Source organism: Brevibacterium zhoupengii, from assembly GCF_021117425.1.
Lineage (GTDB): Bacteria > Actinomycetota > Actinomycetes > Actinomycetales > Brevibacteriaceae > Brevibacterium > Brevibacterium zhoupengii.
Genome location: NZ_CP088298.1, coordinates 3577691 through 3599792, shown reverse-complemented (window position 1 = coordinate 3599792; position 22102 = coordinate 3577691). Strand labels below are relative to the sequence as shown.

Here is a 22102-nt window from a genome sequence, read left to right as displayed (position 1 = left end):
GTAATCTAGCGCCTGAGCTTGTCCGACTACTTGGATTCCGGTGTGCGCAGCATGTAACCCACACCGCGCTTGGTCTGAATCATCGGCGTCCATTCCATCTCGACAGGGTGTCCGGCGGCGTCGGTCTCCGGTGTGACATCGATCTTGCGACGCAGGTAGGAGATATAGGACTCGACGATTCCGGTGTCGCCGCCGAAGTCGTATTCCCAGACATGGTCGAGGATCTGGGACTTCGAGAGCACACGGTTGGTGTTGAGCATGAGGTAGCGCAGCAGTTTGAACTCGGTGGGGGAGAGATCGATGAGGATTCCCGAGCGACGCACCTCGTGGGTGTCGTCATCGAGTTCGAGATCGCCGGCCATGATGACGGCGTTCTCTTCGTCTTCGAGGCTGCGGGTCCGACGCAGCACAGCGCGGATGCGGGCGACGACCTCTTCGAGGCTGAAGGGCTTGGTGACGTAGTCGTCGCCGCCGACGGTCAGGCCGGTGATCTTGTCCGAGGTGTCATCACGGGCGGTGAGGAACACGACGGGAGCGTTCATGCCGATCTGGCGGAGGCGTCGTGTGACAGTGAAGCCGTCCATGTCCGGCAGCATCACGTCGAGGACGAGGAGGTCGGGGTTGGTCTGCTCGGCCAGACGAAGAGCTTCGGCGCCGTTGGCGGCCGAGACGACGTCGAACCCTGCGAAGCGCAGGCTGGTCGAGAGGAGTTCGCGGATATTGGGCTCATCGTCGACAACGAGGAGTGTGGCTTCGATGTCGGTATCGTTTGCTGTAGTCATGTATTTAGTCTGAAGCTCAATTCTGATAGTGGCTTGATAATTTCCTGAATGCGAATGTGACCTGAGTCACTAGAAAACTCTCAGAAAAGTCCCGTGAGGGCTGAAGTGCCGCATGCGTTCACAGGAATGCCTCCACAGATTGAGGGTTATATGTGCTCGCACTCAGCTTGTGCACAGAAATGCCGAACCGCGCCGGGTGTCCATCGCCGAGGTGGGGCCCCGGTCGTCGTCTCGAGAGTCTGGCCTCAGGAGTCTGCCTCCAGGGTCTGGCCTCAGGGGTCCGCCTGCCGGGCGCGGAATGCTGCCACGTGCGTGCGGTTCGCGCAGTTGCCGGTATCGCAGAAGCGCTTCGAGCGGTTGCGGCTGAAGTCAGCCAGATAGGCGTCGCAGTCCTCGGCGGCGCAGCGGCCGAGTCGATCGAGGTCCCCGCTGCGGATGAGGTCGACGAGGACGAGTGCGACGTCGGCGGCGACACGATCGGCCAGACTCGCTGACTCGCCCACCCCGTGCAGATGCCAGTCCCACTCCCCGTGTTTGACGAGCAGGGGCAGTGCACTGGCCTCGCGCAGTGTGAGATTGACCTCATTGACGACGCTCTCTTCGCCCGCTTCGACCTCGGCCGGCGTCACGGCGTCGAGGCTCGCATCGAGCGCGAGGGCGAATCTCTCCCGCAGGCGACGGGTGGCATCGACGTCGGACTTCGTGGCCCGGATGGGGCCCGAGAAGTCGTGCCGGGCCGCGAATCCGCGGAGTCCGGCGGTTGTCGTCAGCTCGTCTCCGTCTTCGGCGAGGGCTCCCGAGGTGTTGAGGAGGTCGACGAGCATCGTGAGATTCGAGCGAATGTCATAGGCGAAAGGCATGGTGAGCACATTCTGCCACAGATATGTAAGGACCAAAATGCACTTGACTCATTTCACGGGCGTGTTCAATACTGGTTTCAGGCGGCAGATCAACATCGGAGTCCTGCGGGACTGGGCCCCACCTCGGCGAGGGTGCTGGCGTGTGCCCCACTCCCTCCGCACTCGGATCACATATCCACCAGCACGTCCATCATCGTTTCAGCAGTCATGCACTTCAGGAGGTCAAGAATGAGTCGTACCGTCGTCATGGGGTTTCTCCTCACGCTTGCCTCCGCGTTCTTCTTCGCGGTCTCGGGACCGATCGCGAAGACGATGTATGAGATCGGGTGGACCCCGGGCTCGGTCGTGCTCATCAGACTGGCCGGCTCGGCCGTTCTGCTGCTCGTGCCCAGCATCATCGCCCTGCGCGGACGTTGGGACGAGGTGCGCAGGCATTGGAAGACCGTGCTCACCTACGGCCTGGTGTCGATGGCCGGTGTCCAGGGCTTCTACTTCGTCGCCGTCGAACACCTCACCGTGGCCGTGGCGCTGCTGCTCGAGATGACCGCGCCGATGCTCATCGTCTTCTGGATCTGGGCGCGGACACGGACCCGTCCGGCGACGGTGACCTTCATCGGTGTGGTGGTCTCGATGATCGGGCTCGTCCTCATCCTCAATCTCCGCAACTCGGATATCAGCATCTTCGGCGTCGTCATGGCTCTCGCCGCCGCGGTCTGCCTGGCCAGCTACTTCCTCGTCTCGGCGAAGGACTCCATCAACGTTCCACCGGTCGCATTGACCGGATTGGGGATGGGCGTCGGCGCTCTGGCCATGTCGCTCATCGTATTCACCGGTGTCATGCCGGCTGGTGCGGTCGCCGCCGATGTCGACTTCGGCGGCTACAAGGTCTCGTGGATCCTGCCCATGGCGATGATCGTCGTCTTCACCGTCGGCGCCTACATCACCGGCATCCTCGGCCTGCGCTACATCGGTGCGACGGTCGGATCCTTCGTCAACCTCATCGAGGTGCCCTTCTCCGTCATCGTCGCCTGGCTGATCCTGTTCGAGATGCCCGCGCCCATCCAGCTCTTCGGCGGTGTCTTCATCGTCGCCGGCGTCGGGTTCATCAAATGGGGCGAGGCACGCTTGGCCCGCCGGGTCGCCTCCCGCGAGGTCGTCGTCACGTCCGAGGAACTCGTCTCGGCCTGAGGGTCGGCCGACTGCGTCGCAGTCTGAGGCCCAGCTGACTCAGCCTCAATCGAAGAGTCGCGGCTGATAGCTTGAGCGTATGGGCCATATCGAAATCAATGACGTTTCCTACACACTGGCCGACGGTCGACCACTGCTGAACTCCGTCTCATTTCGCATCGGCGACGGCAAGAAGGCCGCGCTCATCGGTGCCAACGGAGCGGGCAAGACCACACTGCTGCGACTGCTCACCGGTGAGCTCACCCCGGACGAGGGGTTCATCTCCCACACCGGCAGCGTCGGACTCATGCGGCAGTTCATCACTGCCGATACCGTCGCCGAGGCGCTCGAGGAGTTGGCACCGAAACGTATCCGTACCGCCGCTGCCACAGTCCGTCGTGCCGAGGATAAGCTGCTCGGGCCCGACAGTGAGTCAACCACTGTGCAGATGGCCTATGCGACCGCCTTGGGCGAATGGGGTGAAGCCGGCGGCTACGAAGCCGAGGTGCTGTGGGACACCTGCACTACCTCGGCGCTGGGGATGAGCTTCGACCGCTGCCGGGATCGGTCGATCTCCACGCTGTCCGGTGGGGAGCAGAAGAAGCTCGTGCTTGAGGCGCTTCTGCGCGGGCACAACGATGTCCTCGTCCTCGACGAGCCGGACAACTTTCTCGACGTCCCGGGCAAACGCTGGCTCGAGGAGGCGCTGGCCGAAACCGACAAGAGCGTCCTCTTCGTCTCCCACGACCGTGAGCTGCTGGCCCAAGCGGCCACAGAGATCATCACCCTCGAACTCTCTGCGGCAGGCAACACCGCGTGGGTCCATCCCGGAGGCTTCGACAGCTACCACGAGGCGCGCACGGCACGTTTCGAACGGCTCGAAGAGATGGGCAAACGCTGGGACGAAGAGCATTCCAAGCTCAAGGCTCTCGTCCAGATGTACAAGCAGAAGGCCGCCTACAACTCGGACATGACCTCCCGCTACCGGGCTGCGCAGACCCGGCTGGAACGCTTCGAGACTGCCGGACCGCCGCAGGCGATTCCTCGAGAGCAGAATCTGGGGATGCGGCTCAAAGGCGGACGGACCGGCAAGATCGCGATCGTCGCACAGCAGTTGGAGCTGACGAACCTCATGCTGCCCTTCGACCTCGAGGTCCGCTACGGGGACAGGGTCGCCGTGCTCGGATCGAACGGTTCGGGAAAGTCGCACTTCCTGCGGCTGCTCGCCGCCGGCGGCTCCGATCCCGAGCCCGAACGCCGACCGGTCTCCGATGTCGAGATCGTCCCGGTCGAGCACGAGGGGCGGGTGAAGCTCGGTGCCAGAGTCCGTCCCGGCTGGTTCGCGCAGACGCATGGCCGTCCGGACCTACACGGTCGCACGCTGCTCGACATCCTGCACCGGGGCGACGAGCATCGCAACGGCCTTCCCCGGGAACCGGCCTCGCGAGCGCTCGCCCGCTACGAGCTCGCCGGTGCTGCGGAACAGACCTTCGACTCACTCTCCGGCGGTCAGCAGGCACGTGTGCAGATTCTGCTCCTCGAACTCGCCGGAGCCACCCTGCTGCTGCTCGACGAACCCACGGACAACCTCGACCTGGTCTCGGCAGAAGCTCTGCAGGATGCGCTGGCAGTCTTCGACGGCACCGTCCTTGCGGTCACCCACGACCGTTGGTTCGCCCGGGACTTCGACCGGTTCCTCGTCTTCGGCTCCGACGGTGACATCTACGAATCGACGACCCCGGTCTGGGACGAGGGCCGCGTGGTGCGCACTCGCGGCTGAGCCATGTGCCGCAGGCTGACTCAGCGGACCTCGATGTCGTAGCTGTAGCCCTGCTCGGTGAGGAAGCGACGGCGCTGGGCGGCGAAGTGCTCGTCGACGGTGTCGGCGGCGACGACGGTGTAGAACGTCGCGGATCCGGAGTCTTCCTTCGGTCGCAGGATCCGCCCCAGGCGCTGGGCCTCCTCCTGTCGGGAGCCGAAGGCACCGGAGACCTGGATCGCCACGGAGGCCGCCGGAAGGTCGACGGAGAAGTTCGCGACCTTTGACACCACGAGCACCGGGATCGCGCCGGACCGGAAGTCGCGGAAGAGCTCCTGGCGCTGCGATTCCGGGGTCTGACCGGTCAGCACAGGAGCGTCGAGTTCGCGTCCGACCTCTTCGAGCTGATCGAGGTACTGGCCGATGACGAGGATCTGCGCATTCGGATGGTCGGCGACGAGTTCACGCACGATCGGCAGCTTCGCATCCGACGTCGCAGCCAGCCGGTACCGGTCCTCACCATCGGCACGGGCATAGGCGGTCCGGGTTCCTCCGTCGAGGCGGACCCGGACTTCGTGGCAGGACGCGGTGGCGATGTAGCCCATGCGCTCGAGTTCCTTCCACGGCACCTCGTACTGCTTGGGCCCGATGAGGGAGAACACCTCGTCCTCACGTCCGTCCTCACGGACCAGGGTGGCCGTGAGTCCCAGCCGCCGCCTGGCCTGCAGGCTCGCGGTCAGACGGAAGATCGGTGCCGGAAGCAGGTGGACCTCGTCATAGATGACCAGCCCCCAATCCTTGGCATCGAGGAGTTCCAGGTGCAGGTAGGAGCCTTTGCGGCGGGTGGTCAGCACCTGATAGGTGGCGATGGTGATCGGTCGGATCTCCTTCGTCGACCCCGAGTACTCACCGACCTCGTCCTCGGTCAGCGAGGTGCGCGCGAGGATCTCGTCCTTCCATTGCCGGGCGGAGACCGAGTTCGTCACCAGGATCAGCGTCGTCGTCTGCACCCGCGACATCGTGGCCACTCCGACGATGGTCTTGCCCGCACCGCAGGGTAGGACGACGACGCCGGACTCACCGCTGAGGGAATGGTCGATCGCTTCCTTCTGATAGTCACGCAGATGCCACTGCCCACCATGGGCATCATCGGACAAGGCGATTTCGTGGGCCTCACCGTCGACGTAGCCGGCATGGTCGGAGACCGGATGGCCCAGCTGCAGCAGCGCATGTTTGAGCTCGCCGCGTTCGGACGGATGGACGAGGACGGATTCGGCGTCGAGGGATCTGCCGAACTTGCCCACCAGGCCCGGTTGGGTGATGAGCGAGGCGAGCAGGTCAGTGTCTGCCGAGGTCAGGGTCAGCCCGTGGATCGGATTGTCGACGAGGGTGAGGACGCCGAAGCGGTCCATGATGTCGACGATGTCGACGAGCAGCTCATGGGGCACCGGGTACTTGGCGAACTCGAGGAGGACGTCGACGACGGACTCCGCGTCATGGCCACTGGCCCGGGCGTTCCACAGCCCCAGTGGGGTGATCGTGTACGTGTGGATGTATTCCGGGGTCCGCGACAGCTGCGCGAAGGGTGCGATCGCCACGGCCGCCTCGACGGCCAGGGGATGTCCCGACTCCAACAGCACAGTCCGGTCGGACTGCACGATCAACGGACCGTTCATATGTGTTCCTGCTTCTTCCCACGCCGAGGTGACTTCCGAGGGGACAACGTATGTGTCCTCAGGATTGTTCCTCCGCACCATCGGATTGAGCCCCGGCCACATCGACACTGACGATGCGCGCGATCGACAGGGACGCCTCGGCGCCGGTGGTCTTCACCGTGCCTCGCACGCGCCCACCGTTGACGGTGGCCGGAACCATCTCGATGACGCGTTCCTTCCCATGCGAGTCGGCGAGCGTGATCGTGACCTGCTGGCCCGCACTGGCAGCCTCCCGGAGACGATCCATGTGTCCCAGGGGTTCGTCGGTGCTCGTCACCGGGGCTGCGCGGGCTCCGGGAGAACGGAGGATGCGGATGTAGTCGTCGAGGTGGTTGTCGGTGACCCGGGCACGCTTGCGCAGATGCACCTCCGGCTCGGCCTGCGTGATGACTCTGCGTTTGCGCACCGGACCCGAAGGCGAGTGCAGCATGGCGTGGTGCTCGGCGGACTCCAGGAGGTGCATGGTGCGTTCGGGACCCAGCTGCCCGATCGCCACGGTCGGTGCCAAGCGTTCCAGGCCGGCCGGCAGCATGGCCTGGTCGGAGAGGATGACATCGAGGTCGACAGGGTCATCAACGACGAGGACGGCGCGGGCGCCTGCGACCTGGACTCGGCGCAGCTTCGACGCCGTGTTCTCGACGAGGAAGTTCAGGGTCGAGGGCAGAGCCTCGGCGCTGATCTCGGCGAGCTGAGCCAGGGCATCCTCGGCATTGATGCCGGACTGCATGCTCGCCTCGATCGTGTCGGCATCGATGCGGTACACGGTGCCCTGGCCGCGGGCCTCGACGACGGCGAACTTACGCAGAATGTGGTGGACACGAGGTTCGATGGGCCCGGTCGCCACAGCGGTGAGGTCGGACTGGATGAGGACGGTCTCCACCTCGTCGACGAGCCCAAGCCGCACCTCGTCGACGACATGACTGGGTACCTCGAGGCCCTCAAGGCTGAAGTTCACGGGAGCGATCGAGGGATCCTGGGCGGCGAGGTCGCTCATCGCAGACCGCAGGCCAGCTGCGAGGAGGACACCGAACCTGCTGGGGCCGAAATGCTCGGAATTCTGCAGCGGCGTCGTCGCCAGACCGAAGGCGCCCGCGGTGTGCAGGATCGCCTCTGTCATCGCGAAGTCATGCGCGGGGATGAGCGGGCGCCGGGCCAGAACCTGCGCGTGGATCCATTCGGCCGAGCGGGAGGATCCCTGCCCGATGTCGTGGAGTATCTCCAGGATGGTGAAGCGCAGCAGCGGCATCGTCGGCTGCGACTGGCTGAACCCCTTGAACAGGGACTTCTTCGGCGAGGCGAGGACGGTGAGGCGCTCGTTGGCGCTGGCTCCGGCCGCCAGCTGAGTGACATCGAGGGGTTCACGCAGCCAGGAGGACACCAGCGCCGCCCACAGCTGCGCCCTGTCTCCTTCGAGGATGGCGGCCGCGTCATCGCTGGCCGTCCACTGCGGATCCAGCGGGTCATCAAGGACGCCGATGAGGTTGAGCGACTTCGCCGCGAGCAGCAGGGTGATCGTCTGTTCGAGTCCCAGATCGATGGTCTTCCCGATCCGAGTGACATCGCGTTTGGAGATTCCGCCGCTGGTCAGGCGGGAGATGGGGGAGCTGGCCAGCTCATCGACGAGTCCGCGCAGGGAGGAGATGACCTCTGCCACTGCGGCTCGTTCGCTGTTGTGAATGAGTGACGTGGGGATGGTCTCGGTGCTCGAATCGAGCTCGGCCGTGTCCGCCTGCCACGGATGTGCCCGGGCGGATTCGGCCGCCGAGGTGGGCAGCAGTGTGATGGCCTCGGACTGGATCCGCCAGGTGGACTTCGGCGACGATGCCGCCTCGGTGGGGGCAGCCGAGGGCCAGGCCAGGCCCAGGTCGCGCAGTCGGGGGAGGACAACCTCGGCGAGGGCGTCGTCGATATGACGATTCTCACCCACGTTGATGTCCGTGGTGGTGCGTGCGGCCTTGGCCAGCTCGATGAAGACGTCGAGCTCGGTGGCGCTCAGGGCTTCGATGCCCCGGGAGACGCCGATGCGCGAGGACGCGGCCGCGGCCAGCGAGGGGATCGTCGGGGACTCTGGTTGGAGGAGATCGCGACGGGTCCGGACGAGGGACTCGAAGTCGGTATCGGCACTGTGGGACAGCCACTGGCTGAAGGTCATTGACATCGCTGTTCAGTTTAGCGTGAGGGGTACAATAGGTGGGCAGAACAGGTTCGCAGATCTCGGAAAGGACGAGCATTGTCAGCCAAGCGTGTCGACTCGACCATCGTCGTCGTGGCCGTAGCCGCCGCCATTGTCGGAGCGGTCGCGCTGCTCGGCGTACTGGGGCAGGCCTGGATGGGCTACGCCCCCTCACACCTGCTGACTTACCTGCCGATGATTCTCCTCCCGATCGCCTTCGCCTTGGTCGCAGTGGCCCTGGTCAGAGCGGCACTGAGACGCAGACAGACCGAGGTGGGCCAGAGCTGAAACTCGGCCGCGGGCGCAGCTAACGGCACACGCACATCCGCTGAGGCGAACGCCTTGGACGGGGTGGCCGTTGAGTCAGCGTCGGGCACATTCCCACCATGACGGTCCCCGCGCCGAGGTTGGCCGCAGTCAGCGTCCGTGTCCGGGCGATTCGAATGGCCACGGCCGGAATCTCCCACAGTCTTGTGGCGTTCAACCACTGAGAAGGACGCAGGAGAGCAGACGCAGAGCAAGTTCCGGTTCGCGACCTGGACCGGATACCGGATACCGGGTAATGGATACCGGAACGCGCAGGTGCAGGAGTGGTCGCAGGCAGCGACGCGGACTCTGATCCAAGTGCCGGCGCAGTTGCAGGCACAGGCCCCGGTGCAAGCACTCGGACCGACCACTCGGACCGACGCAGTCGAGCGCGACCGCGGCACCACCACCAGGCATCACCGAATACGAGCTTGACCAGTACAGACAGCAGCAACGACGAGCAACACCAACGACGAGCAGCAACAGGAAAGGACACCATGCCAACCGGACGCGTGAAATGGTTCGACGTCGACAAGGGCTTCGGCTTCGTCATCGCCGAGGACGGCTCCCAGGCCTTCCTCCACTCCTCGGTCCTGCCCGAGGACGCCGAGGTCACCAAGGGCACCCGCCTCGACTACGATGTGGTCGATTCCCGTCGCGGAGCCCAGGTGCTCAAGGCCAGACTGCTGTCGGGCCCGACGAAGGTTGCGAAGGTCCGCAGACGCCCGGCCGAAGACATGGCGGTTATGGTTGAAGATGTCATCAAAGTACTCGATGACCTCAACAACGGACTGCAGCACGGCCGCTACCCCGATCCTTCCCACGGGAACAAGGTAGCCTCACTGCTGCGGGCAATTGCCGACGATTTGGAGTCCTGATGTCATCACTCTTCAGTGATTGGATGGCCGGCCAGAGTGCCGAGCCGACGAGCGACCCTGCGCCCACAGAGGCGACGTCGGTTGCCGAAACGACGACCCAAGCTGAGACGCCAGCTCGGGCTGAAACAACGGCTTCGGCCGAGACACCAGCTCAGGCTGAGACATCGTCGCAGGCTGAGTCGCCAGCACCGGTGAAGCCGGCCAGGGCCCCGCGGGCGACGTCGGAGAAGGTCGTTCTCGACACGCAGCTGGCCGCCGCGATCGACACCGCTCGCTCGGCCATCACCGAGGTGGCCGGCAGCGCCGTGGTCGGAGACCACCTGGGCACTCTGGCCGAGGGCACTCGCCTGGTCACTCACTACTTCGCATGCACCGACCCGACCTACCGCGGTTGGCGCTGGATCGCAGTGCTCGCACGGGCACCCCGCGCCAAGAAGGTCACGGTCTGCGAGACCGCACTGCTGCCGGGACCCGACTCACTGGTCGCACCGGAATGGGTCCCCTGGGAACAACGGCTCGAACCCAACGATCTGACTCCGCGGGACACGCTGCCGAAGGTCGAAGACGATCCGAACCTCCAGCAGGGGTTCGAGCAGGTCGAAGAGACCTCGGACGGCAACCTGGATGAGATTCCGAATTTTGAATTCGGGCTCGGTCGTCGTCGGGTCCTCTCAACCGAAGGCATATCATCGGCCGCCTCCAGGTGGGCCGAATCGGAGACCGGCGCGGAATCCGAGTTCGCGGCGAAAGCCTCGGCGCACTGCTCCAGCTGCGGCTACCTGATGCCATTGGCGGGATCGCTGCGGCAGAAATTCGGTGTCTGCGCCAACGGCTGGTCCCCGGCCGACGGCAAGGTCGTCGCACTCGACTTCGGGTGTGGAGCCCATTCTGAGACCGACGTCAGCCGGCAGAGCACAGAACCTGCCGATGCCGTCGTCGATGACTACTCCGTCGGCGAACTCGAGTTCCAGGAGGGCTGACACACTCGATGGCGCACACGTTCCGGTCACTGGCAGAACCGAACTACCGACATTGGTTCGCCGGTGCCCTGATCTCGAACACCGGAACGTGGATGCAGAGGACGGCCCAGGACTGGATCGTCCTCACCTATCTGACGAACAACAATGCCTCGGCCCTGGGCATCACCATGGCGCTGCAGATGGGTCCACAGCTCATCATGTTCCCCTTTGCGGGAGCGATCGCCGACAAGTTCTCCAAGCGCAGACTGCTCATGGTCACCCAGACACTGCTGGGGGCCATGGGCCTGTTGCTGTTCGTGCTCGTCATCACCGACGTCATCGTGCTCTGGCATGTCTATCTGACAGCCTTGGCACTGGGCATCCTGGCCACCCTCGACAACCCCGCCCGGCAGGCCTTCGTCTCTGAGCTCGTCGGTGAGAAGCTGCTCCCCAACGCGGTCAGCCTCAACTCCGCATCATTCAACGGTGCCCGCATGATCGGTCCCGCCGTCGCCGGTGTCCTCACCGCGCTCATCGGTGCCGGGCCGGTGTTCCTCATCAGCGGACTCGGGTTCGCTGCGACCCTGACGGTGCTCATTCGACTTGACCAGACCCGACTGCACCCCTCGAGTCGCCGGGGCACAGGTGGGATCCTGGGCGGATTCAGATATCTGCGCCAACGTCCCGATGTGACGATCGTGCTCGTCGTACTCTTCATCGTTGCGACCTTCGGCTTCAACTTCAACATCTACACCGCCACGATGGCCAAGATCGAGTTCGGCAAGGATGCCTCGGGCTTCGGTCTGCTCAACTCCGTCATGGCGATCGGCTCGGTGACCGGGGCGTTGGCCTCGGCAAAGCGGGAGAAGCCGAGGCTGCGCTTCATCTTCGGTGCAGCAGGCGGTTTCGGTCTCGCAGTCGGGACAGCGTCCCTGATCCCCAACTACTATGTCTTCGCAGCGTCACTCATGCTTGTCGGCTTCGCATCGCTGACGATGATGACTTCCGCGAATGCCTATGTGCAGACGACGACACCACCGCACTATCGCGGTCGGGTGATGGCGATCTATGCCGCTGTCGTCATGGGTGGAACCCCCATCGGTGCCCCGCTGGCGGGGTGGGTGGCTGACCTGTACGGACCGCGGATGGCGATGGTCGTCGGCGCAGCCTCGGGGATCATTGCCTTCGCCGTCGGGCTGGTGTGGATGATCGTGGCGAAGAACCTGCGGCTGCACTACGACCCCAAATCACGCATCCGCCTCCATGTGAGCTATCACGGACGCCCCTGAGGGCTGCACGGACGTCCTTGAGCCGTCCCTGAGGGGCGGGCCGGTAGTCGCGGAGGGGCAGGCCGGCAGTCGTCTGCCATTCTGTGTGCGGCGCAGAACTTGGTCCCTTAATATGAGGAGCCCCATGAGCAACAGATCGGACACACAGTGAACGCGGACATTCTCACCTCGGTGCTGGTCGGATTGGCGATCCTCGTCGGCTGCCTCGGCATCATCCTGCCCGTGCTGCCGGGATCCATCCTCATTGCGATCGCCGTGCTGGTGTGGGCCATCGTCATCGGTGGGCCGATGGCTTGGATCATCTTCGCCATCGTGGCCGTTTTCGTCGCCGCCGGCATGAGCGCCTCGCTGGTGCTCACGGGCAGGAAGCTCAAGGCGATGAAGGTCCCCAACAAGTCCGTGCTGCTGGCCGGGGTCCTCGGCATCATCGGATTCTTCGTGATTCCCGTCGTCGGTCTGCCGATCGGCTTCATCGCCGGCCTCTACCTCGCCGAATACCTGCGGCTCAAGGAGGCAAAGGAGGCCTGGGACTCCAGTTGGGAATCACTCAAAGCGATCGGCATCGGCACCGCCCTCGAGTTCCTGCTCGCTCTGCTGGCAGCCATCACCTTCGGCATCGGAACCCTCATCCACTTCCTCGGCTGAGGGCCAGGGGACTGGTGTCTCATGCTTATTCAGTGCAGCGCACCACGCACCGGTAGTCGCACGTCCTCCCGTGAGCTGCTTGGCCTACAGATAGTTCAGCACCCCGCCCCCGCAGCTCCAAAACGCCTCGTTGCAACGGGGTGTTTAGGCACTGCGGGTGCGGGGTGCTGAAAGCTATTGCCGAGAACGGCACCGAACCAGCTGGCACCGAACCATTGGGCACCGAACCACTTGGCGCTAACCTAGCCGGCGCGTGCGCCTAAGTCGCCAGAGGTATCAGGCCAGGGCGTCGATGACGAAGTCGATGCTGGCCAGCAGCGCTTTGACGTCCTCGGGATCGACGGAGACGAAGGTCGCGATGCGCAGCTGGTTGCGGCCCAGCTTGCGGTAGGGCTCGACGTCGACGATGCCGTTGTTGCGCAGCACCGAGGCGACGAGGGCCGCATCGACAGAATCGTCGAAGTCGATGGTGGTCACGACCGACGAGCGATCCTCAGCGTTCTCGACGAAGGGATGAGCCACCTCGGCGGCATCGGCCCAGGCGTAGACGAAACCGGAGGTCTCACGGGTGCGGGTGGTGGCCCACTCGAGGCCGCCGTTGCCGTTGATCCATTCGATCTGCTCGGCCAGGAGCACCAGGGTCGTCACGGCAGGAGTGTTGTAGGTCTGGTCCTTGCGCGAGTTCTCGATCGCGGTCACGAGATCCAACGACGCGGGAATCCACCGCCCCGAGTCCTTGATCTCCTGGGCGCGGGCGATGGCCTTCGGCGACATGATCGCCACCCACAGGCCTCCGTCGGAGCCCATGTTCTTCTGCGGTGCGAAGTAGTAGACGTCGGTGGCGGTGATGTCGACGGGCAGACCGCCGGCCCCCGAGGTGGCGTCGATGACGACGAGCGAATCCTCGTCAATGCCCTCGGGACGCGTGATCGTGGTGGCAACACCGGTCGAGGTCTCGTTGTGCGGCCAAGCATAGACGTCGGCCGTGACATCGGAATTGCCGGTCGCCTCGGCGAGGGCAGCGGGGGAGGGGACGGCGGAGGTGCCGGGTTCGGCCTTGAGGATGAGGGAATCCTGCAGATGTGGGGCCTCGTCGGTGGCCTTGGCGAACTTCTGACCGAATTCGCCGAAGGTCGCATGGGCGGCGCGTTCGCGCACCAGCCCGAAGGCGGCGACGTCCCAGAAGGCGGTGGACCCGCCGTTGCCCAGGACAACCTCGTAGCCGGAGGGCAGGTTGAAGAGCTCGGCCAGGCCGGTGCGGATGCGCCCGACCAGGTTCTTCACGGGTGCCTGGCGGTGGCTGGTGCCCAGCACATCGGCGGCGGCAGAATTCAGCGCCTCGATCTGGGCTTTGCGGATGCGCGCCGGTCCGGCGCCGAAGCGTCCGTCGGTGGGCAGGAGTTCGTCTGGGATCTCTATATTCGTGGCAGTCACGCACGACAGTCTACGACGCACCCGCCCGTGCCAGGTGGCCGGCACCGTCATCTTGAGTCATGTCGGCCTCGGCATTTGGGTATCGACATGTCTGTGCCTGCATGTCTGTATCTGTGCGAGCGTTGTGTCACTGGCTCGCCGTAGAGTGAAGGCATGAGTGAGCCAGTCGACCGATTGCCGCAGACGCGGAAGTCCTACGAGTCACCGACCTTCGACCATCCCCAGGTCTCGCCGCTGGAGCTGTTCAGACAGTGGTACGACGAGGCCGCCAGCCACGTGCGGGAACCGAACGCGATGACGGTCTCGACCCTCGACGAATGGGGTCCTTCCTCGCGGATCGTCCTGCTCAAGGGCATCGACGAAGCCGGTTTCATGTTCTTCACCGACTACGACTCTGCCAAGGGCCGGCAGCTGCGCGCCGATCCCAGAGTGGCCGTGAACTTCCCCTGGCAGGACATGGAACGACAGGTCAGGATCAGAGGCCTCGCCGAGGTGGCCGCCCCCGAGGACTCCGACGCCTACTTCGCCGTGCGCCCCCACGGATCACAGATCGCAGCCAGCGTCTCGAAGCAGTCCCAGCCAGTCAGCGGTCGGGAGCAGATGCAGGCAGAATATGATGCTGCGCTGGCGAAGTATGCCGACAGGGACGTGCCCCGACCCGAACATTGGGGCGGGTTCCGGGTTCGTGTCTTCGAGATCGAGTTCTGGCAGGGGCAGAAGAATCGGTTCCATGACAGGTGGGTCTTCCGCCGTGCCGACGGCAGCCATGAACCTGCAGATCTGTCCCAGGCAGAAGAGTGGAGTCCGGTTCGCCTCTACCCCTGATCTGGGCTCTGTCTCGAGCGCGGTCGTGTCGAAATATTCGTCGTGCCGCCAGCGTTATCCCGAGGGCAGGGCGACTACGACAGGCGAGGCTGGCGGCAATGCATTGAATGAGGGCCTCGGATCACACGAGCCGGTGGACTTCAACTCTGCTTGAAAGCACGTGATCATGTGTACGCGGGATAGGATTGAAGCTGAGAACGCCTGAAATGGTCGAATGGGCCTGAAGACGAAGAGTGGAGTGGCTGGTCTGAAGTGAACGACCTCATTGATACAACCGAGATGTACCTCAAGTCGATCATCGAGCTTGAGGAGCAGTCGATCGTGCCGTTGCGGGCTCGTATCGCTGAACGTTTGGATCACTCCGGTCCCACCGTTTCACAGACCGTGGCGCGTATGGAGCGTGACGGTCTGCTGCATGTGAGCAATGACCGACACCTGGAGCTGACAGCAGAGGGACGTCGTATCGCCACCGAGGTGATGCGCAAGCACCGTCTGGCAGAACGGCTCCTCGCCGACGTCGTCGGACTCGAGTGGGAACTCGTCCACGACGAGGCATGCCGGTGGGAACACGTGATGAGCGAGCAGGTCGAACGTAAGCTCGTCACCCTGCTTCCCGAGATCGCTTCGGGCCCGTACGGCAATCCGATCCCCGGTCTCGACGTGATCGGTGGAAAGCTGAACGAAGGCACAGAGGTCGTCGATCTGGCGACTGCAGTGGCTCGCGATGGAGCCAAGGAGCTTCGGATCGCCTGGTTGGCAGAACCACTCCAGGTCGATATCCACCTGCTGCAGCAGTTCCAGGTCGCCGGTGTCCTACCCGAGAGCGACGTCGAGATCTCACGCAACGGTGAGTACATCACTGTCCAGGTCCCCGGTGCGCAGGACGTGCTCGATCTGCCGCTGGATACCGCCTCGCACGTATTCGCGTATAAGAAGTGAGCTCGGCTAGGAAGTGAACCCGGCCGAGATGTGAGCCCGGCTGACGATGGGCGGGTGCTTGTCGGGCGAGGTCCCCTCACCAGACCCACCCTTTTCGTCAAAACTGGCAGCCTCACTGCAGAGGCATTGCCGAGTCACGGTCGCGAGACTGCACGGTCACGCTCTTGAAACGTTGCCGATTACGGTCAAAGGTCTCGACTCGGGCCGGTTTGTTACAAAGCATTGCCGAACTCGGCCCAGAGAGCGACAGATTGCTCCCTGGGCCGTGTCGTATAACGAGCAAATGTTACGAAGATTTATCAGTATTTAATGCCTCTGACCTGCATCTTTATGGAAAACCTCAGGTGTTTCCCCCGTGGTTCGTGACAGAAACGTGACAATCGGTCACTGATTGGTTACAGTTATGGAGGTCGTTCACGAAAGTGGCGACTTTGCATCGAGAGCCGCACGCCACGCTCGATGTGAAATCTCTGAGGACCGAGAGTGGCGGTTGGGAATCTTCCAATAGGTGACGAGAGGGAAACGTGGCAACTAAGCAGCATGGCCGCCGCGCCGCTGAAGCCAAGGTCAAGACACCTTTGACCGAACTGACCGACATCCTGAATGCCAACTCCGCCGTCTTCGGGCGCCGTGCAGCCGTTGTCGCTGCCAGCGGTGGACTGCTCACCGCAGCCGTCCTTCCGGCAGCAGGACAGGGAGCCGACGACAACGTCGCAGTCTCCGCCGAGTCACAGGCTCAGACCCAGGTTGAGTACAAGAACCAGACGGCGACCGTCACTGCTGGCGACGAAGACCAGGACAAGGACAAGAAGCAGGATTCCTCCTTCAGCGCCGATGTCCAGACCGTCACCGCCAAAGCTGCACCAAAACCAGAACCAAAGCCCGTTGAGACCGCTGAAGACACTTCAGACGATGACTCCGGTGATGCTCCGACCGCCGGCTCCTCGGATTCCGGCGACAAGGACGAGAACAAGGACTCCGGCTCCGGCGATGCCGGTTCGATCGACGGCTCCAAGGCCGAGCAGGTCATCGGCTGGGCTGCCAAGGGCGTCGGCACTCCATATGTTTACGGTGGAACTTCACAGAGCGGCTGGGACTGCTCCGGCTACACCTCGTGGGTCTACAGCAAGGTCGGCGTGAACCTGCCTCGCAGCTCCGGTGCGCAGAAGGCATCCGGCACGGTCGTCTCCCAGTCGGAGGCCAAGCCCGGTGACCTCATCTGGCACCCAGGTCACATCGGCATCTACGCCGGTGACGGACAGATGTACGATGCCGGTTCACCAGGATCAGGCACCTCGAAGCGCAGCTACAGCTGGATGGGCAACGTCACCTTCATCCGCGTTCTCTGATTCAGTTCACACAGAAACTCCCCGCCTGACTCGACGGTCCTCGAGTCAGACGGGGAGTTTTTGCGTACCCGATTGTGTCGAATTCCCTCGGCGGGCCTGTGGTGCCAGCTTCGGCGCCGGGCCTCGTGTAAGTGTCTGTGTCGCCACGGATGCGGCCGGCGGTCCCTCCAAGCTGGTGCGCAACGGCCCTCACGGTTCTGAAAGGTGAACGACAGTGAAAGAATCCGTGACGCGAGCGTTATGAATTCGGTCACAGGGGAGGGTCGGCGTTAGTCTTAATAAGATTGAGTTTGGCGTAAGTGATGGGGAACCAGATGGGCCACAGTCGAATAGTACGAATAGCCGCTCCAGTTTCTGGCGCGGAGTACATATCTGTGTCTGTCCCTTCTTTCAAGGCGTTGTGCTGCGGCACAACGCCTTTTGCGTTCCCTGGGCCCGTGTCAGTCGACCGGATCCACACTCACACGTTGATGAGGGGCGGGATATGAAGACTCTTGTGCTGAATGCCGGGTATGAACCACTGTCGATCGTTCCGTTCACCAGGGCCGTCGTCTTGGTGCTGACGGGCAAGGCGACGGTACTGGCTGCCGAGGATGTTCCAGTGAGATCCGAGCACTTGAATCTCGACCAGCCATCGGTCATTCTGCTCACACGTTACGTGCGGCCGCCCCATGACCGCCGAGTCTCACTCTCTCGACGAGGAGTGCTCCGGCGCGACAATCACCGCTGTGCCTACTGTGCGAAGCCTGCGACGACCGTTGACCATGTCGTTCCCCGCTCCCGCGGCGGGGTCAACAGCTGGGAGAACCTCGTCGCCTGCTGTCGCGAATGCAACAACCGCAAAGGCAACAGGTCATTGGCGGAGATCGGGTGGAAGCTCAGCTTCCACCCTCAGGAGCCGCGAACAGGTCAATTCTGGATGCGGGGGATCGACAAGCCGGTCGAGCAGTGGCGACCGTTCCTGGAGCTCTCCAGGGCCGCCTGAGGCGGGCATCGTCCCAGCTCGTCGTCGTGGTGTCCACGCTGAGACGGAATTCGGATAACGATGTGACATAGGCCCAGGCCTGTGATCGATTCTGATTTAGGGTGGAAGCGAGAGAAGTTCGCTTCAAGATGAGGAGCTTGCTATGAACGAGCAGGACCGGCCCCAGAACGCTGAAACTACACCCCCAGGGGAACCTGACGCCGTCATCGTCGGCATCGACGGTTCGCCACCCAGCCGCAATGCACTGGCATGGGCAATTCGCGAAGCGAAATCTCTGGACAAGCCGATCCGCCTCGTCGGTGCCTACACGATCCCCAGTGTGGCCGCGGCAGCGATCGACGTCTCCTACGTCCCGATCGATGACACCTCAATCCGTGCGGCAGTCACAAACACCCTCAAGGAAGCCGCCGCCGAAGTGAAGGCCGCCGGCGTGCCGGTTGAGGCCGTCATTGAGATCGGCGATGCCGCTGGTGTCCTCATCGACGAATCGAAGTCGGGGAGCCTGGCCGTCGTCGGCTCACGCGGACGCGGCGGATTCGCCGGACGCCTGCTCGGCACCGTCTCCAGTGCACTGCCTGCCCACTCCGCCTGCGCGACGGTGGTCGTTCCCGCCTCGTGGCAGTCAGATGTGGAGAGGGCCGCTCACCCGACATCCTCCCGGCCCATCCGCCAGGACGGCATCGTCGTCGAGGAGCCTGACCCCAATGTCGATGCCATCGAAGGGCTGCGTTTCGACGGCAAGGTCGTTGTCGGCGTCGATTCCCTGGGCGCTGAATCTCCAGCGCTGTGGAAGGCTGCTCGACTGGCTGTGCGTCGTGGATCGCCGCTGCACATCGTCGCCGTCATCACCACGACAGTGATCGGCCCGGAGTGGCTGCCCAGCACGGCGGACCTCGAGCGACTGGTCAATGAGGGAGCCGACAAGCTCGTCGTGGCCAAGCAGCGCCTGCAGGAGGAGTTCGCAGGCCTCGACGTCACCTGGACCCTCTTCGACGGTCAGCCCGCCGAGGTGCTCGTCCGGGCCTCTGACACCGCCGAGGTGCTCGTCATCGGTTCTCGCGGACGCGGCGGCTTTGCCGGACTGCTCCTGGGGTCGACCTCGCAGTCGGTTCTGCCGTATTCGCAGTGTCCGACGATGGTCGTGCGCGTCACCCGCGACCATAACAAGCGTCGACACGATGGTGAGGTTCCCGAGCCGGGGCTGTGATACGGGGACCGCTGCCTTGCCTTTGGGCTCGGCTGGTCATCGCTAGTCCGCGATTGCCTCGATGACGACATTGTCGGCTGATTGACCGGAATTGCGCTGCAGGCACGTGAGAATAACGAGGCGGCCGGGTTCATCGGCCCATACACGATCATCACCGGAGATGTCCGTCTTGGGCACCGTGTAGGAGTCGGTCACCGTGTAGTCGCGATCTTGAAGAGTGATCGACTCACCCTTTTCGACGGTCGGCTCTCCCGCATCGACATCGATGAGTGTGTTCCCAGGCAGCTCGGCTCCTTGTACGGAGTGGATGGCAACATAGGTCGTGCCGCGTTCGGGGTGGTCGGGGGTGCCGTGATTACGCACAATGTAGCCATTGCGCAACCCTGGGGGATTGATCGCACCATTGACCTCGGACATCGTCTCCAGCCCGGTATCAAGCCCGACAGAAGGGATCTGGAATTCTCCGTCGAGGGCTTCGATCTGCATCTCCTCGACGTCGGCTTCGCTTGGGGGCTCTTCGAGCTGAACATTGGCCTGACTCTCGTCGGTGTTGTGTTCATCGGTGAGACCCTGGGTGAGCATCCATGCACCTGCGCAGATGAGCGCAATGGTAACAACTGCGACAGGGATGGACCACCAGTCACGAAATACTCGTGCCGTCATGGGTTCCTTTCATCTGTCGGTGGCGGCCACCGAAGCAGTGACCGCCACCGAGTCATGACTGAATCGTCAGTTGCCAGTCATGCGACGGCGAAGTGCACCGATGATGAGTCCTCCGGCCACGGTCAGCAGTCCGATGCCGCCGAGGAGGTTCCAATTGGGTCCAGCGTCGGCCGAGTCAACGTACGCACCGGTCTTCACTACCGGGTTGTCGTCCGGCTTATCAGCCTCGGGAATTGCGATTTCCACGGTCTCCGAGGGCACACCGTACTCATGTGAGAAGGCTTCGTTCGATCCGGAGGCCGGAGCCGAAGCTACGAATGTCACCGACTTCTCCTCGCCGGGCTTGACGAAGTCGGCATCGAGTGTGAGCTCGTCAGTCTCGAAGTCGACGGTGCCGTCTTCCTCACAGGTGACATCGGGAGTGAAGGTTTCCAGCAGCTTCGCATCCTCGGGGGCAGTCTTGGACTGGGTGATGGTTCCGTCCTCGGCATACACCTCGACTTTGACATCTTCGATAGTCTCACCTGGTGCGCAGTGGTCCAGGCGAACCTTGTCAGTGACCTTGGCCGGGAGCTCAGTGATCTCTCCGACCGAGACCTGCGAGGACACCTTCGGGGTGTAGCGGCCCTGGTATGAATCAGATGCCTGGACCGTTGTCTCCTGCCCCTCAACGACAGCTTGCAGGCTCGCGCGATCATATTCATCAGCGTCGAAATCCTTGGGGTTCCACTGGGTGACCGAACCAGTCGGCAATCCCGAGAATGTCACCGAGACAGAGACATCTGGAACGTCGTCGGTGAAATCGAGGGGCACCTCGACTGAGGATTCGCCGGACGTGATCTCCGTCGTCTCAGGCTTGGCGCCGTCGACAGTGAGCTCACCGTCGAATCCGGGGACACTGACGCCCTCGGAGTTGACCAGCGAGATAACCGCAGCCGATGAGTCCTCGTCAATGGTGACTTCGGCCTTATAGGTGCCGTCTCCGGCATACTTCGCGGCTTCGTCACTCATGAGCGTCGAGAGGTCGTATGCGTCGGGAAGTACGTCATCGTAGAACGCGTCCGCGCCTATGTCCTTGAGATTCTGAGAGTCCTCGTTCCAGCCGATGCCATCGGTGACCTCTTGCAGACTGCGGTCATCGAGAATATCGCGGTGGTCGATTTCATCTGAGCTGTGTACCTGCTCGCCGATTGCCATGTCATGAGCCATCTGATCGGCCTGGTCGTCGCGGGGTTCGTCCCATTTCGCGAGGATATAAGCCAGTTCGGGGGCTTCGACGGATGATCTGCCGCCTTCGTCGTAGCCGTTGCCCATAGGTTGGTTCAGGCCCCGGTCAATGCACCAGACACGATTGCCGGAGAGAACACCGGACGAGGGAATGTAGGCACCGTACATGGTGGCGTTGTCGACGCCGCCCTGGTTGTCGGTTTCAGGGTTTGTGGTGACGCCGGTGAAGTCTGGTTCGCCCTCGTATGCGCTGAGCTGGGGGCCGAGTTCGGGCGCAGCCATTGCCGGAGACGAAAGGAGAGCGCTCCCGGCGATCAGTGCAATCGTTGTGCCGACTACGGGGAGTCGTCTGCGGAGGTGCCGCATGTTCTGGTCCTTCCTGGGGTGCGCCACGTGGTGTCGGCCTTCGACTCCGCGTGGTTGGGCGCAAGGCAGTTTGCCGTGGCTCGCTCCCACCTTGATAGCTTAGAGGCAACAAGGACTATTGTCTTGTTGGGTGGGTGTCGATTTCGTCATTCGGGTGTTGGTGGCCATCGTCGCCGCAGTTCAGGGGCGTACTCGGAGGTGCGACGGTGCCCGGGAGCATTGCCGTATCGTCGGCTACCAGGCGCTGACGGGTAAGGGGGCACTGCCACGACGGGTCCAGGAATGCGATGAACCAGATTGACCATGCCATGCGATGAACTGAGCCACGGTGCGCAATGTGCTGCGGTCGGAGGCGGTTATGCAGACGAGAACTGCCCTGATCCGCAGTGGTGATGGCGCCCCCGGGCAGATTCGAACTGCCGGCACCCGCTTTAGGAGAGCGGTGCTCTATCCCCTGAGCTACGGGGGCGATGTGGCCTTCTACAACCACGACCACCAAGTGTAGCGTAGAAGAAACCTGGATGTTTCACGGTGTGCCAGCGCCTATTGTGTGTAGTTTCTCGTTAGGGTCGAA

General features: G+C 63.3%; 19 protein-coding genes and 1 tRNA gene. 12 read left to right on the top strand and 8 right to left on the bottom strand.

Annotated elements, in window-relative coordinates; genetic code table 11:
• Positions 1-26: 26 nt before the first annotated feature.
• Positions 27-782, bottom strand: coding sequence for a response regulator transcription factor (locus LQ788_RS16360; protein ID WP_009881891.1), 756 nt, complete (start codon positions 780-782; stop codon positions 27-29).
• 272 nt (positions 783-1054) lie between these two features.
• The gene (locus tag LQ788_RS16355) at positions 1055-1642 is read right to left on the bottom strand and encodes a CGNR zinc finger domain-containing protein (protein WP_231442798.1); all 588 of its coding nucleotides are present in this window, start codon (positions 1640-1642) and stop codon (positions 1055-1057) included.
• Between the two features lie 228 nt (positions 1643-1870).
• On the opposite strand from LQ788_RS16355, the gene LQ788_RS16350 reads away from it, so the two are divergent.
• Entirely contained in the window at positions 1871-2830 is a 960-nt protein-coding gene (locus LQ788_RS16350; RefSeq protein WP_231442797.1) for an EamA family transporter, read from the top strand.
• 79 nt (positions 2831-2909) lie between these two features.
• A complete protein-coding gene (locus LQ788_RS16345) occupies positions 2910-4589 on the top strand; it encodes an ABC-F family ATP-binding cassette domain-containing protein (protein ID WP_231442794.1) in 1680 nt (559 codons plus the stop codon).
• A gap of 20 nt (positions 4590-4609) precedes the next feature.
• Here LQ788_RS16345 and LQ788_RS16340 read toward each other — a convergent pair whose 3' ends face one another.
• Both LQ788_RS16340 and LQ788_RS16335 read right to left on the bottom strand, forming a co-directional pair.
• Complete coding sequence (locus LQ788_RS16340; RefSeq protein ID WP_231442792.1) at positions 4610-6244, bottom strand: DNA repair helicase XPB; 1635 nt, start codon at positions 6242-6244, stop codon at positions 4610-4612.
• A 58-nt stretch (positions 6245-6302) separates the two neighbouring features.
• Positions 6303-8441, bottom strand: coding sequence for a helicase-associated domain-containing protein (locus LQ788_RS16335; RefSeq protein WP_231442791.1), 2139 nt, complete (start codon positions 8439-8441; stop codon positions 6303-6305).
• Positions 8442-8513: 72 nt separating this feature from the next.
• On the opposite strand from LQ788_RS16335, the gene LQ788_RS16330 reads away from it, so the two are divergent.
• The 5 genes from LQ788_RS16330 to LQ788_RS16310 all read left to right on the top strand — a co-directional run bounded on the left by LQ788_RS16330 (position 8514) and on the right by LQ788_RS16310 (position 12533).
• On the top strand, positions 8514-8744 hold the full coding sequence (locus LQ788_RS16330; protein WP_009881896.1) for a hypothetical protein: 231 nt from the start codon (positions 8514-8516) through the stop codon (positions 8742-8744).
• 515 nt (positions 8745-9259) lie between these two features.
• Complete coding sequence (locus LQ788_RS16325) at positions 9260-9640, top strand: cold-shock protein (protein ID WP_009881897.1); 381 nt, start codon at positions 9260-9262, stop codon at positions 9638-9640.
• Entirely contained in the window at positions 9640-10620 is a 981-nt protein-coding gene (locus tag LQ788_RS16320; protein ID WP_231442789.1) for a DUF3027 domain-containing protein, read from the top strand. Before LQ788_RS16325 ends, LQ788_RS16320 begins: the two co-directional genes overlap by 1 nt.
• Before the next feature lie 8 nt (positions 10621-10628).
• Entirely contained in the window at positions 10629-11888 is a 1260-nt protein-coding gene (locus LQ788_RS16315) for an MFS transporter (RefSeq protein ID WP_231442787.1), read from the top strand.
• Between the two features lie 147 nt (positions 11889-12035).
• Positions 12036-12533 (top strand): DUF456 domain-containing protein, encoded by a 498-nt coding sequence (locus LQ788_RS16310; RefSeq protein ID WP_231442786.1) that lies wholly within the window; start codon positions 12036-12038, stop codon positions 12531-12533.
• A gap of 276 nt (positions 12534-12809) precedes the next feature.
• On the opposite strand, the gene serC is transcribed toward LQ788_RS16310, so the two are convergent.
• Positions 12810-13967 (bottom strand): phosphoserine transaminase, encoded by a 1158-nt coding sequence (gene serC / locus LQ788_RS16305; protein WP_231442784.1) that lies wholly within the window; start codon positions 13965-13967, stop codon positions 12810-12812.
• A gap of 153 nt (positions 13968-14120) precedes the next feature.
• Here serC and pdxH point away from each other — a divergent pair, with 153 nt between their 5' ends.
• The 5 genes from pdxH to LQ788_RS16280 all read left to right on the top strand — a co-directional run bounded on the left by pdxH (position 14121) and on the right by LQ788_RS16280 (position 19272).
• A complete protein-coding gene (gene pdxH, locus LQ788_RS16300; protein ID WP_231442782.1) occupies positions 14121-14792 on the top strand; it encodes a pyridoxamine 5'-phosphate oxidase in 672 nt (223 codons plus the stop codon).
• A 252-nt stretch (positions 14793-15044) separates the two neighbouring features.
• Positions 15045-15731, top strand: coding sequence for a metal-dependent transcriptional regulator (locus tag LQ788_RS16295; RefSeq protein ID WP_231442781.1), 687 nt, complete (start codon positions 15045-15047; stop codon positions 15729-15731).
• A gap of 524 nt (positions 15732-16255) precedes the next feature.
• Positions 16256-17080: a C40 family peptidase gene (locus LQ788_RS16290; protein WP_231442779.1), complete on the top strand. Its 825-nt coding sequence runs from the start codon at positions 16256-16258 to the stop codon at positions 17078-17080.
• Positions 17081-17564: 484 nt separating this feature from the next.
• Positions 17565-18065 carry an HNH endonuclease gene (locus LQ788_RS16285; RefSeq protein ID WP_143920546.1) on the top strand — a complete coding sequence of 167 codons (501 nt, stop codon included), beginning with the start codon at positions 17565-17567 and terminating at the stop codon, positions 18063-18065.
• Positions 18066-18207: 142 nt separating this feature from the next.
• The gene (locus tag LQ788_RS16280) at positions 18208-19272 is read left to right on the top strand and encodes a universal stress protein (RefSeq protein ID WP_231442777.1); all 1065 of its coding nucleotides are present in this window, start codon (positions 18208-18210) and stop codon (positions 19270-19272) included.
• A 42-nt stretch (positions 19273-19314) separates the two neighbouring features.
• Here the strand turns inward: LQ788_RS16280 and LQ788_RS16275 are convergent, their stop codons facing one another.
• From LQ788_RS16275 to LQ788_RS16265, 3 genes are all read right to left on the bottom strand, one after another.
• Positions 19315-19935 (bottom strand): class F sortase, encoded by a 621-nt coding sequence (locus LQ788_RS16275; protein ID WP_231442775.1) that lies wholly within the window; start codon positions 19933-19935, stop codon positions 19315-19317.
• A gap of 66 nt (positions 19936-20001) precedes the next feature.
• The gene (locus LQ788_RS16270) at positions 20002-21444 is read right to left on the bottom strand and encodes a COG1361 family protein (protein WP_231442773.1); all 1443 of its coding nucleotides are present in this window, start codon (positions 21442-21444) and stop codon (positions 20002-20004) included.
• A gap of 477 nt (positions 21445-21921) precedes the next feature.
• Positions 21922-21997, bottom strand: a tRNA-Arg gene (locus LQ788_RS16265).
• Positions 21998-22102: the final 105 nt, after the last annotated feature.

Bases quoted from the DNA above. Each gene is read 5' to 3' on its own strand.
- LQ788_RS16360 (WP_009881891.1), bottom strand. From the start codon at position 782: ATGACTACAGCAAACGATACCGACATCGAAGCCACACTCCTCGTTGTC.
- LQ788_RS16355 (WP_231442798.1), bottom strand. From the start codon at position 1,642: ATGCCTTTCGCCTATGACATTCGCTCGAATCTCACGATGCTCGTCGAC.
- LQ788_RS16350 (WP_231442797.1), top strand. From the start codon at position 1,871: ATGAGTCGTACCGTCGTCATGGGGTTTCTCCTCACGCTTGCCTCCGCG.
- LQ788_RS16345 (WP_231442794.1), top strand. From the start codon at position 2,910: ATGGGCCATATCGAAATCAATGACGTTTCCTACACACTGGCCGACGGT.
- LQ788_RS16340 (WP_231442792.1), bottom strand. From the start codon at position 6,244: ATGAACGGTCCGTTGATCGTGCAGTCCGACCGGACTGTGCTGTTGGAG.
- LQ788_RS16335 (WP_231442791.1), bottom strand. From the start codon at position 8,441: ATGTCAATGACCTTCAGCCAGTGGCTGTCCCACAGTGCCGATACCGAC.
- LQ788_RS16325 (WP_009881897.1), top strand. From the start codon at position 9,260: ATGCCAACCGGACGCGTGAAATGGTTCGACGTCGACAAGGGCTTCGGC.
- LQ788_RS16320 (WP_231442789.1), top strand. From the start codon at position 9,640: ATGTCATCACTCTTCAGTGATTGGATGGCCGGCCAGAGTGCCGAGCCG.
- LQ788_RS16315 (WP_231442787.1), top strand. From the start codon at position 10,629: ATGGCGCACACGTTCCGGTCACTGGCAGAACCGAACTACCGACATTGG.
- pdxH (WP_231442782.1), top strand. From the start codon at position 14,121: ATGAGTGAGCCAGTCGACCGATTGCCGCAGACGCGGAAGTCCTACGAG.
- LQ788_RS16285 (WP_143920546.1), top strand. From the start codon at position 17,565: ATGAAGACTCTTGTGCTGAATGCCGGGTATGAACCACTGTCGATCGTT.
- LQ788_RS16280 (WP_231442777.1), top strand. From the start codon at position 18,208: ATGAACGAGCAGGACCGGCCCCAGAACGCTGAAACTACACCCCCAGGG.
- LQ788_RS16275 (WP_231442775.1), bottom strand. From the start codon at position 19,935: ATGACGGCACGAGTATTTCGTGACTGGTGGTCCATCCCTGTCGCAGTT.
- LQ788_RS16270 (WP_231442773.1), bottom strand. From the start codon at position 21,444: ATGGCTGCGCCCGAACTCGGCCCCCAGCTCAGCGCATACGAGGGCGAA.